At 40.0% G+C, this 12,585-nt stretch carries 12 protein-coding genes; all 12 read left to right on the forward strand.

Going from position 1 to position 12,585, the window contains the following annotated elements:
* The first annotated feature begins 5 nt into the window (after positions 1-5).
* Entirely contained in the window at positions 6-1,178 is a 1,173-nt protein-coding gene (locus ACYQ0H_RS01485; RefSeq protein ID WP_459811053.1) for an O-antigen ligase family protein, read from the forward strand.
* A 98-nt stretch (positions 1,179-1,276) separates the two neighbouring features.
* Positions 1,277-2,272, forward strand: a complete 996-nt coding sequence (locus ACYQ0H_RS01490; protein ID WP_459811054.1) for a glycosyltransferase family 2 protein — start codon at positions 1,277-1,279, stop codon at positions 2,270-2,272.
* Positions 2,273-2,321: 49 nt separating this feature from the next.
* The gene (locus ACYQ0H_RS01495) at positions 2,322-3,785 is read left to right on the forward strand and encodes a lipopolysaccharide biosynthesis protein (protein WP_459811055.1); all 1,464 of its coding nucleotides are present in this window, start codon (positions 2,322-2,324) and stop codon (positions 3,783-3,785) included.
* A gap of 33 nt (positions 3,786-3,818) precedes the next feature.
* On the forward strand, positions 3,819-4,922 hold the full coding sequence (locus ACYQ0H_RS01500; RefSeq protein WP_459811056.1) for a DegT/DnrJ/EryC1/StrS family aminotransferase: 1,104 nt from the start codon (positions 3,819-3,821) through the stop codon (positions 4,920-4,922).
* A gap of 49 nt (positions 4,923-4,971) precedes the next feature.
* Entirely contained in the window at positions 4,972-6,174 is a 1,203-nt protein-coding gene (locus tag ACYQ0H_RS01505; RefSeq protein WP_459811057.1) for an ATP-grasp domain-containing protein, read from the forward strand.
* 88 nt (positions 6,175-6,262) lie between these two features.
* The gene (locus ACYQ0H_RS01510) at positions 6,263-7,489 is read left to right on the forward strand and encodes an AMP-binding protein (protein ID WP_459811058.1); all 1,227 of its coding nucleotides are present in this window, start codon (positions 6,263-6,265) and stop codon (positions 7,487-7,489) included.
* Positions 7,477-7,917, forward strand: a complete 441-nt coding sequence (locus ACYQ0H_RS01515) for a GNAT family N-acetyltransferase (RefSeq protein WP_459811059.1) — start codon at positions 7,477-7,479, stop codon at positions 7,915-7,917. The genes ACYQ0H_RS01510 and ACYQ0H_RS01515 overlap by 13 nt, the downstream gene beginning before the upstream one ends.
* A 162-nt stretch (positions 7,918-8,079) precedes the next feature.
* Complete coding sequence (locus tag ACYQ0H_RS01520; RefSeq protein WP_459811060.1) at positions 8,080-8,259, forward strand: hypothetical protein; 180 nt, start codon at positions 8,080-8,082, stop codon at positions 8,257-8,259.
* Positions 8,260-8,278: 19 nt separating this feature from the next.
* Positions 8,279-9,370 carry an acyltransferase family protein gene (locus ACYQ0H_RS01525; protein ID WP_459811061.1) on the forward strand — a complete coding sequence of 364 codons (1,092 nt, stop codon included), beginning with the start codon at positions 8,279-8,281 and terminating at the stop codon, positions 9,368-9,370.
* 5 nt (positions 9,371-9,375) lie between these two features.
* Positions 9,376-10,260, forward strand: coding sequence for a glucose-1-phosphate thymidylyltransferase RfbA (gene rfbA, locus ACYQ0H_RS01530; protein WP_459811062.1), 885 nt, complete (start codon positions 9,376-9,378; stop codon positions 10,258-10,260).
* Between the two features lie 11 nt (positions 10,261-10,271).
* Positions 10,272-11,321, forward strand: a complete 1,050-nt coding sequence (gene rfbB, locus ACYQ0H_RS01535; protein WP_459811063.1) for a dTDP-glucose 4,6-dehydratase — start codon at positions 10,272-10,274, stop codon at positions 11,319-11,321.
* Positions 11,322-11,620: 299 nt separating this feature from the next.
* Positions 11,621-12,502, forward strand: a complete 882-nt coding sequence (locus ACYQ0H_RS01540; protein ID WP_459811064.1) for a ComEA family DNA-binding protein — start codon at positions 11,621-11,623, stop codon at positions 12,500-12,502.
* Positions 12,503-12,585 lie beyond the last annotated feature (83 nt).

The raw sequence follows: 12,585 nt of genomic DNA on the forward strand, positions 1-12,585 counted from the left end.
GCGTCATGGAAAGAGGCAAATTTAAAGTTTCTACATTTAAGATTGTAAGCTTTCTTTTATATATAATTACAATATTCACTGTAGATGAAGGGTATTTTCCAAAATACAATTACTTAAAATATTTTTGCATAGTTGTTATTGCGGTTTATTTGCTTGCAAACTACAGGTTTTTTATGACAAGAAGAAATCGGACTTTAAACCGTGCAATTATTGTTTTTTGCTTATTTTCAATCGCAGCATCGTATTTGCGACGAGATGAGATAATTATAAGAGATCCTTTTCTTTCAGCAATAGTGTTTATGGCAACATTAGCAGAAACATTTTTCTTCTTAGAGGTTGCGGCAGAAAAGGAAAGGATTGGGGAGATAATAACACAATTTTACCGGCTCACGTTATTCTGCGCTATTGTTGTTGACATAGCAGCCATATTTATGCCGGGACTGAAATCATCATATGGAAATTATCTGTGCGGAACCAAGTTTTCGGTTTCATATCTGCATATTATATTGATCGCATTGTATATGAGCAAAGAATGGTTGAATCAAGACCGAAAAGATAAACGATATATCGCATTGATTATTATGTCAGTTTGGGCGATATGGATATCACGTTATGTTAATTGTAACACAGGGATGATAGGCGCCGTTTTGCTTTTTGTGGCATTTATGATTTCCGAAAAAATAAAAACATGGCTCTGCTCATTAAAAACAATGATCATATTTACCTTAGTTCCTGCACTGTTTTATTTTTTCTACGAGTTCATTCTGTTAAATAGTACAGTGCAAAATATTGTAGTCGGTACTCTTGGGCGAGAATTGACACTTACAGGACGAACAATCATATATGATAAGTTACCTTCGGTATTTGCAAGCCATTTTTGGACCGGTTATGGATACGGAACAACCTATGAAGTGACAAAGCGGTATATAGGGTTTGCCGACACGCAGAATTGTTGGACTGAGTGGATGATGATGGTTGGAATTGTCGGGGTAGTATTGCTGGCATTTGTATTGATCATTGTATTTAAAAAAATAAATACCATGAAACCGCACAGAGGATTTCCAATAGTCGCGATTATTTGTATATTCTTTATTATGGGGTGCGTTGAAATTACAATGGGCATTTCATTCTTTTGCCTTGTTGCAATCTTGTATGGCATAGAGACAGAAAAGGGTTAGGTCAGGAGTCTGATTTGTATAACTATGATAAATAACGGTGGAAGTTATATTGTATATAAGCACAATCTTATGTGCCGATTGGCGGGAGGAAAAATCTAATGGCATCAGCTGGAAATGAAAACGACATTAAGGTTAGCATAATATGCATTACATATAATCAAGTATCTTATATTGAAGAGGCTATTAAGAGTTTTCTAATGCAAAAAACGAATTTTGAATTTGAAATACTGATACATGACGATGCATCTACTGACGGGACGACTGAAATTGTTAGAAAGTATCAGGAAAGATATCCGAACAAAATTCGCACTGTAATTCAAAGTGAAAATCAGTATTCAAAGGGTATTAGGGTAGCTAAAACCTTTTTATGGCCTTTGGCTAAAGGAAAATACATTGCTATGTGTGAAGGCGATGACTTTTGGACAGACAGTAATAAACTCCAGGTTCAATACGATTATATGGAGGCACATCCTGATTGTTCTACATTCATTCATAACGGATGGATCGTTTCTCAGGATAAAAGAAGGGTATTTAACTCTAAGCCAATTTCCAATCATGAGTGTAAGTATGGCACAGAAGATGCTATCGAAGGATTAGGGATAAAGGTTGTTACAAATTCATATTTCTATCGGACAGATATCATTCGACGGAAACCATCGGGATTTTTTACGAAATCTCCAACCGGAGATTATGTCAGGCTTATAGAAAACTCCTTATATGGATATATCTTTTATTCTCCAAAAAAGATGAGTGCGCATCGTGTGCTTGCAAAAAACTCATTAACTGTAGCATGGAATCAAAACTCCAAATTAAGAGATGAATATATTTCAAAACAAATGATTTTTCTTGATGCACTTAATGAAGAGACTGAGGGAAAATTCGATGCGGTGATTCGGGAGCAAAAGAAACAGCAGCTATTCGAACATTATGTATGTTATCGTGACAAGGATAAATTGAAGCAAGAACCATATAGAACGATGCTTAAATCCATGCCGATAAAGAAAAAGATACAATATTATACTCCCGGACTATTTCAAATGCTAAGACAGGTAGCGTGGATACTCCGCAAAGAGAAAAAGATAAAATACGAATAACAATATGAATAAAGCAAAAGTCGATAAGATTATATTGTGAGGTAACAAATTGTCAAAGAATTCTAAGTCGATTGTATTTACAAACTTAATATGGAGACTCGCTGAACGTTGTGGAGCCCAGTTGGTTGCTTTTGTTGTCTCAATAGTACTTGCCCGGATTTTAGATCCGGATGCGTACGGAACTATTGCATTAATAACTGTATTTACTACCATTCTACAGGTTTTTGTGGACAGTGGCTTAGGAAACGCATTAATTCAGAAAAAAGATGCGGATGATTTGGATTTTGCCACAGTGTTCTTTACAAATGTTCTATTTTGTGCGGTTCTGTATTTGGCAATATTCCTTTTTGCTCCACTTATCTCTAGCTTCTATGGTAGGTCAGAGATGACACCATACATCCGTGTGTTGGGATTAACGGTGCTGATCTCTGGGATTAAGAATGTTCAGCAAGCATATGTATCACGGCATATGCTGTTTAAGAGGTTTTTCTTTTCAACATTAGGAGGAACTATTACTGCCGGAGCAGCGGGCATTGTCATGGCTCTTTCCGGCTTTGGTGTATGGGCTCTTGTCGCTCAACAGGTAATTAATCTAGCAATTGATACAACAATCCTGTGGATAACTGTTAAGTGGAGACCGCATAAAATGTTTTCGTTTGAACGTTTAAAAAGGTTGTTTTCATTTGGGTGGAAGCTATTGGCGAGTAGTCTTCTTGACACGGTATACAATGATTTACGTCAATTGGTCATTGGCAAAATGTATTCATCATCCGATCTTGCTTATTACAATCAGGGAAAGAAATTTCCGAGCTTGATCATAACTAATGTAAACGCATCCATTGATAGCGTCTTGCTGCCGGCCATGTCCAATGTTCAGGACAGCATGGAACATATTCGGAAAATGACCCGGCGTGCAATCAAGACTAGTGTATATATTATGGCACCTTTGATGATGGGACTGGTTGTTACAGCTACGCCGGTAATTCGGCTTATCCTGACAGATAAATGGCTTCCATGCGTACCATTTTTGAGGATATTTTGTATATCATATATGTTTTATCCGATACATACGGCGAATTTGAACGCAATTAAGGCAATGGGACGGAGTGATCTGTTCTTAAAACTGGAGATTGCAAAGAAGGTTGTAGGTATGGTATTGCTGCTGTCAACTATGTGGTTCGGAGTAATGCCTATGGCTTACAGTTTGCTTGTAAGTAGCTTACTGAGTCAGATTATTAATTCCAGACCCAATCGGATGCTGTTGAAATACGGCTATATCGAGCAATTGAAGGATATTCTTCCGGCTATTCTTTTAGCGGTCTTCATGGGGGTATGTGTCTATCCTATTCAGATGATCGGATTATCGAATGTTATTACATTTATTATTCAGGTCGTACTTGGTGTGGTTATTTATATTGGCGGATCTCTTGTATTGAAGCTGGATTCATTCCAATATCTATGGGAGATTGTAAAACCGGTCACACTGAAAATACTGCATAGAAAGGCGAAATAAATCACTTGAATTTTATATGAAATGAGGGTTCACATGGGAAACATACTAGTCACAAGATCATCATTGCCAAGTTTAGAGGAATATATAGAAGAGATACGCCCTGTTTGGGAAAGCCACTGGCTTACAAATATGGGCGTGAAGCATAAGGAACTGGAAAAAGTTCTGGAGGAATACCTTGGAGTACCGTATGTGACGCTTTATACGAATGGTCATCTGGCTTTGGAAAATGCGATTGCAGTACTAAATCTGCCAAAGGGCGGAGAAGTTATCACGACCCCGTTCACATTTGCATCGACGACCCACGCAATAGTGAGAAATGATCTTGTTCCGGTTTTTTGTGACATTAAGGAAGATGACTATACAATAGATACATCCAAAATAGAAGAGCTTATTACTGATAAGACTGTTGCTATCGTACCGGTGCATGTTTATGGAAATCTTTGTGATGTGGATGAAATCAAAAAAATTGCGGACAAGTATGGGCTTAAGATCATATACGATGCCGCCCATGCGTTTGCGGTGAAATACAAAGGCGTTTCATCAGCCTGCTTTGGGGACGCGTCTATGTTCAGTTTCCACGCTACAAAAGTATTTAATACCATTGAAGGTGGAGCTGTTTGCTATAAGAACAGCGAGTGGGTACAGTATCTGAATGATCAGAAGAATTTTGGCATCCACGGCCCTGAAGATGTTGCATATATTGGTGGGAATGCAAAAATGAGTGAATTCCAGGCGGCAATGGGTCTCTGTAATATGCGGCATCTGGAAGAAGAAATTAAAAAAAGAAAAAAAATTGTTGAACATTATAGAGAAAGGCTTTCCGGCGTTGAGGGCATTAAACTGGCTAAGATTCAAGAAGATGTGGATTCCAATTACGCATATTTCCCGGTCGTGTTTGATGAATATAAGTACACAAGAAATGAAATCTATAACATGCTTGCTGAGCAAGGGATAGGGGCGAGAAAGTATTTCTATCCATTGACAAACAGTTTTGAGTGTTATCGTAATTATCTGACTGCCGGGACAGAAAGAACACCGATTGCACAGCATATAGCACTGAGAGTTTTGACATTACCACTGTACGCCGATCTGGCTATTGATGATGTCGATTTGATTTGTGATATTATTTTGGGATAGGGTAATAGTTAGGCAATATTGTGAAGGAACAGTAGAGAGGCTTGTCAGGATGAAAAAGATATTATTGCTCGGTGGTTCTGCCCAGCAGATAACTGCCATTGAGACAGCAAAAAAATTGGGGTATTATACAGTCCTGTGCGATTACCTGACGGATAATCCGGGACAGTACCAAGCGGATAGGTTTTATTTAATAAGCACTACAGATAAAGAAGCGATACTTAAGGTTGCACAGCTTGAGAAGGTAGACGGTGTGCTTGCTTACGCTTCAGATCCGGCAGCGCCGACAGCTGCGTATGTGGCAGAAAAGCTTGGCTTGCCGGGAAGCCCCTATGAATCAGTGGAAATCTTATGCAATAAAGATAATTTCAGAGCGTTCCTTAAAGAGCACGGCTTCTGCACGCCAGCTGCAAAAGGATATAGCGATACCGGCGAGGCGATGAAAGACATTGAGATGGGGAAATTTAAGTTCCCTGTTATTGTTAAGCCGGTAGATTCCTCCGGAAGCAAGGGCGTTAGCCGCATTGATTCTGTCGGTGAGGCAGAGGAAAAGCTTAGTTATGCTATGGGATTTTCACGCGGAAAACGAATTATTGTTGAGGAATTTGTCGAGAAATACGGGTATCAGATAGCCGGAGACGGACTTTCTGTAGATGGTAGACTCGTATTCCGTTACTTTGCAAATGATCATTTTAATCCGAAGTGCGTTAATCCGTTTGTACCAATCTCGGCGAGCTTTCCATATAATATGCCCGACTGGGTACAGGAAAAGATTCATGCTGAAATTCAGAGGTTATTAACTCTGCTTCATATGAAAACATTAACATATAACTTCGATATAAGAATCGACAGAGATTTTAATGTTTATTTAATGGAGATTGCACCGCGAGACGGCGGGAACTACATTCCTGACGTAATTAAATATGCTACAGGAGTTGATCTTGTGGAGTGTTCTGTAAAGGCTGCAATGGGAGAAACGATTGAAATTAAGGGCGCAGAACCGAAAGGATTTTATGCATATTACGCAGTACACAGCTTGAATGACGGCATATTGAAGAGAGTCAGGATTAGAGCGCAGGATCATATTATTGAAAATCATTTAATTAAAAAACCAGGAGATGAGATTAAAGCATTTACGGGAGCCAACACAACACTTGGTTGTTTGATCATGAGGTTTGACTCCATGGAGCAAATGCTGGATATGATGGACCACTCAGAAAAGTGGATTGAAGTCGAACTGGAGGAGGCGTATTGATATAAGTGTTAATGGGTTAATCAAGAGAACCCTCTACTGGGGGAATGATTATTTACATGGAAAGAAGGTTCGCAGGTTTTATGAAGATTTGGAGGCAGTTCTTTCAGATAAAATAACAGGACTTCCTATACAGCAAGGTCATCTGGATGATTTGTTGAAGCATGCATCGGAATACTCGTCCTATTATAAGCATTATTCGGGTTGCAGGCTGGAACAGTTTCCTGTCGTAAATAAGACGATATTAAACGAACATTATAGCGAAGTCTGTGTACCTATAGAGAAAATACCGGGGCAAGAAGGAGATAAAGTTCACATTCAGAAAACCTCTGGCAGTACAGGTACACCTTTTGCTATACCGCAGGATACACGGAAGAGGAATCGCAGAATTGCTGAACTGAAGTATTTTAATGAACAGGTCGGCTTTAAGTCTCATGAAATGCTAGGTCAATGCAGAATTTGGACAAAATGGCAGAGTAAATCCAAATGGCAGTCGTTTAAAGAAAATATTATACCTATCAATATAAGTAAGGTGGACGATGAAACAATTGCTATGCTTATGGAGACAGTTAAAAAGCATAAAATTGTTGCACTTCGCGCATATGCTTCTTGGTATGATGCGTTGGTGAAGTATATGGATGATGGAAAAGGCGATCCTAAAGATTTATCAACAGTCAAAGTATGCGTTTCTAGTTCGGAAGCGCTTAATGAAGAAACACGAGAAAAAATGAAGTCAATAGCAGGCATCCCCATTGTTGAAGCGTATGCGGATGAAGAAGCAGGTATGCTAGCTCAACAAAGAATTGGCGATAATAACTATTATCTCAACCATTCCGGTTATGTTTTTGAGTTTCTGAAACTGGACAGTGATGAGAAAGCAGAACCGGGGGAGCTTGCGAGAATAGTCATTACTGATCTTTTTAATTATGCATTTCCTCTTATCAGATATGATACGGGAGATACGGCTGTGTATGCGACAGGAAATGAACAGAGCCATGGTTGGAATTATATAAGTAAATTATATGGCAGACGACTGGACTTAGTGTACAACACATCCGGGCAACCTGTGCATCCCATGAATTTTGCCAGAATATTGAAGAACCTTCAGGGAATCGTTCAGTGGCAATTTATTCAAAAGTCAGAGAAAGAGTATTTGATAAAGTTAAATGCAGATAAGAATCTAAGCGTTGAAAATACGTTGAAGGAAATCAAGGCTGTATTGGGTGACGGCGCAAACGTGAATGTGGAATTTGTTGATGAAATTCCTGTTTTAGCATCTGGAAAAAGGAAGCCGGTTGTATGCGAATGGAAGAAATGATAGAAGAACTGGAAACAAAAGAAGCAATAGCCGATGTTTTGGATAGATTTTCACCATATCTTCAATCCCTGTCATCCGGTATGGTAGACAGGGGAAAGCTGGCTGAAAAATTTTCAAAATATGCACGGGTAATTTCGATAAAAGCAAACGGGCAGATCATGGGGTTTGCCGGATTTTATTGCAATGATGATAAAGACAAAAATGCGTATTTGTCTTTAATAGCAGTAGACCCCAAGTATCGGAAGCGCGGTATTGGAAAAAGTCTTTTGGAGGAAGTTGTCGAACAGTCAAAGAGTGCAGGAATGGAACGGTTGGTGCTTGAAGTCAGAAAATCCAACATGGTGGCTATCAAGTTTTATGAGAAATTAGGGTTTGTTTATATAGATAAAAGCAGTAAGAATACTTTGTTTTTAAGCAAAGTTATATGAGGATTTAGACGATGATTAAAATATCTGGCTGTTATGATTTGTTTATAGCACATCATTTGGCGGAAAAATAGTATACTGGGTTTTCAAATTGGAAGAGTTGATTTCAAGCCATGATTTTAAATTTGGAAAAGTATTCTGGCAAGTATCGAATATGAAAATGGCATGAAGGCTGTAAAGATATATCCTATTGATCTTCGGTTTGAGGGGAATAAGGGGATAAAAGGATGGCCAGTTCTTTCAAATAAAACGGATGTTTTGGATACGGTTGTAAAATTATCTGAGGCATTTGATACACATATCTATATTGAAAGTGGCGTAGTAAAAATTGATTTTGGATTTTAAAGTGTAAGGGGTAATCTGCATGAATGAAACATCGGAAAAGGTTAACATAAATCGGGGGAGTGGGGGTACTGGATGTAAGGTCAGAAGTTCCAACCTCGAGCTTTATCGTATCATCGCAATGCTGCTGATTGTAGCACATCACTATGTAGTAAACTCAGGACTACTGGACGAAAATGGTTCTGTGTATTCCGATCTGATGTCGGAAAAATCGATATTTTATTTGCTGTTTGGAGCATGGGGAAAGACTGCGATTAACTGCTTTGTCCTTATTACGGGATACTTTATGTGTAAGTCACAGATTACGGTAAAGAAGTTTGTCAAGCTGCTTGCGGAAGTGATGTTTTATCATATTATGATATGGCTGATATTTATGTTGACCGGATATGAGTCTTTCAGTTTTGGCGGACTTATAAAGATGCTCTTGCCTGTGAAACAGGTAGAGGCAAACTTTGCAGGCTGTTTTCTGATTTTTTATTTGTTTATTCCTTTTTTGAATGTCCTGATCCATAGCATAGATCAAAAAAAGCACCTGATGCTTTTGGGGTTGTGTGCATTTACATATATCTTATTTGGCACATTCCATAAGGTGTCGATGAACTATGTTACATGGTTTATTGTGCTTTATATAATTGCATCATATATCAGGCTTTATCCGAAGCCGTGGTTTGATAAAAACGGATTGTGGGGCTGCTTAACAGCACTTTCAATCTGCGTATCAGTATTAAGCATCATCTGCTGTGCGTGGTTCGGCAATAAGTTTGGGTTGAGTGATGCGTATTCGTTTGTGCAGGATTCAAATACATTTTTGGCTGTGACAAACGGTGTATGCTCGTTTATGTTCTTTAAGAACCTGAAAGTGCCGCAGAGTAGGTTTGTAAACACAGTTGCGGCATCCACGTTTGGAGTTCTGCTTATCCACGCAAACAGCGATACTATGCGGCGGTGGCTGTGGAAGGATATGCTGAATAATGTGGGGGCATATAGTACATCGTATTTTGCATTGCATGCGATAGGCTCAGTCGTTGGAATTTTTGTAATTTGTATTGTAGTTGACCATTTACGGATTTGCTTTTTGGAGAGACCGTTTTTGAATAAAGTTTTTAGGACGTGAAACATATGAAGGGAATTATTCTGGCCGGCGGCTCCGGCACAAGACTTTATCCGCTGACAAGGGTAACAAGTAAGCAGCTATTGCCGATTTATGATAAGCCGATGATTTATTATCCGCTGTCAACGCTTATGCTTGCGGGAATAAGAGATATATTGATTATCTCAACGCCGACAGACACACCGAGGTTTGAGGAGCTTCTCGGCGATGGCAGTCATTTTGGTATTCATCTTACATATACAGTTCAGCCGTCTCCTGACGGATTAGCGCAGGCGTTTATTATTGGAAAAGAATTTATCGGTGACGAGCCTTGCGCAATGATTCTTGGCGATAACATTTTCTATGGCGGATGGTTCAGAAAAAATTTGACTGAAGCAAAAAAGAATGCTGAGCAAGGATTAGCCACGATTTTCGGATACTTTGTAAAAGACCCGGAGCGGTTTGGGATCGTCGAGTTTGATAGAAAAGGCAATGTACTGTCGGTTGAGGAAAAGCCTAAGAATCCTAAATCCAACTATTGCATTACAGGATTGTATTTCTATCCGGGCGGAGTTTCGGAAATGGCAGAGAAATTAAAGCCTTCTGGCAGAGGCGAGCTTGAAATAACGACACTTAATGGGATGTATCTGCGTGAGAAGAAACTCAAGGTACAGATTCTCGGCAGAGGCTTTGCATGGCTTGACACAGGTACAATGGACAGCCTTATGGAAGCGTCGATATTTATTCAGAACGTGCAGAACAGGCAGGATGTTGTAATTTCCGCTCTCGAAGAAGTGGCATATCATGAGGGATGGATTAGCAAAGAACAATTGCTTGAGTCGGCAGAGATTTACGGAAAATCACCGTATGGTGAGCATCTGCGCAGAGTGGCAGAAGACAGGTTTTTGTATTAAGGAGTTTTGATATGACAATAATCGTAACCGGCGGTGCTGGATTTATTGGAAGTAATTTTATTTTTCATATGCTGAAGGAATATCCTGAGTATAGGATCATCTGCCTGGATAAGCTGACTTATGCGGGAAATTTATCCACACTTGCCCATGTGATGGACAATCCACAGTTTAGGTTTGTGAAAGCAGATATATGCGACCGGGAAGCGGTTTATAAGCTTTTTGAAGAGGAGAAGCCCGATATCGTGGTGAATTTTGCGGCAGAATCTCATGTGGACAGAAGTATTGAGAACCCGGGTATTTTCCTCCGTACAAATATTATCGGTACGGCTGTGCTTATGGATGCCTGCCGAAAATATGGGATAAAGAGGTATCATCAGGTAAGTACCGATGAGGTGTACGGCGACCTTCCGCTAGACCGTCCGGACCTGTTTTTCACGGAAGAAACGCCGATACACACAAGCAGTCCGTATTCTTCCTCAAAGGCCTCTGCCGATTTGCTCGCACTGTCTTATCACAGAACCTATGGTCTGCCTGTTAGTATCTCTCGTTGCTCCAACAATTACGGCCCGTATCACTTTCCTGAGAAGCTGATCCCGCTCATGATCGCCAATGCACTGAATGATAAGCCGCTTCCTGTTTACGGAGAAGGTCTGAATGTGCGCGATTGGCTGTATGTTGAGGATCACTGCAAGGCGATTGATCTTATTATTCACAAGGGCAGAGTCGGCGAGGTCTATAATATCGGCGGACACAATGAGATGTGCAATATTGATATTGTAAAAATCATCTGCGATGCGCTTGGGAAACCATATTCTCTAATTACATATGTGACGGATCGAAAGGGTCACGATATGCGCTATGCGATCGATCCGACTAAGATCCACAATGAGCTTGGCTGGCTGCCGGAAACAAGATTTGCTGACGGCATCCGAAAGACGATAAAATGGTATCTGGAGAACCGTGACTGGTGGGAGGCCATCATCAGCGGTGAGTATCAGAACTATTACGAGAAGATGTATGGAAACTCTGCCGAGGATTTCACAGCTTTAGTCGGTCGTTAGGAACAAGGCTGCTGCAAAAAAACAGATTGCAGACCATTTTTGATTTTTTGAAAGTAATCAGAGAGTCCTGGAAGCTTTGTGAATTCGATCAGCGTTCGGAAAAGTATAATGTAAAAAAGTACATCTCGGCAATATAAACAAATCATAAAGACAGCGGTCTGATTTAACGCTAATAGTAAATAATATGTAAAAAATCATATTTTTTTGCTCCCCCCTCTTGCATTTTTCTCCATAATATGTTATTCTTTAAATGAGAAAAACGACAATATTCGACACTTATGGTCTGTGAGGTGAATATCTTGCAGGAAAATGACAATAAAGATTCTGACAAGAGAAAAAATGTTTCTGAGGTAAAAACCAAGATTTCATCGGTTGTTGCAGCCGTTTGCGTTACAGTTGTTTTATCTGCCGGCGCAGCGGCTTTTTTTATTAATCGTGCAGGAAACACCCAAAATGAGCAGATAAAAGTATATTATGAATCTCAAGGCTCTTCTGCTAAGACATCAACCGTAAGCCGAAGGGTCAGCGGCTCGGTCCAGACTACCGTATATGCAAAGACTTCGAGGAAAACAATAACGTCTAAAACGTCTTCGGCGAAGTCGGCAGCTGTGCAGAAAACTGAGATCGTTTACAGCTTTCCGGCAGATATAAATCTTGTAACAGCAGAGCAGCTTATTCAGATAGACGGAGTAGGTGAGGTTACTGCACAGAAAATTATCGGATTCCGCAGCGGAGTCGGGGTCATCTGTAATATGGATCAGCTGCTAGAGATCGACGGGATAGGCGAAGCAACTTTAAATAAGCTGAAGGAATATCTGTTTGTTTCTGATCGGGATTATGCCGAGCTTACTCAGCCGGAGGAACAAACAGAGTACCGTGAACCTGAAGAAACGGAGCAGACGCGGCAGGAGGAGAGCAAAACCGTTACCGCAGAGTCAAAGACCGAAGCGAAGACGTCGCCGACCACTGCTGAAGCTGCTGAGCAGATGAGAACAGTAAATATAAATACTGCTTCTGCTGAGGAGCTTTCCGAAAGCCTTTTAATTGAAACGGAGCTTGCGGAGGCTATAGTCGAGCTGAGAACTAATATAAAGTATTTTGTGAATGACCTTGAGCTGCTTTATGTAGACGGCTTTACGGAGAAAATGCTGGTTGAAAGGCGGCCGTTTATTACTTTATAAATTCAAATATCAACGGGAGCAGAACTGAACGGTCTGTTCCCGTTTTGTCATTGATAGGGTTTTCGCTTTCCAGATTTTCCTGT

The organism is Hominimerdicola intestinalis, from assembly GCF_054655215.1.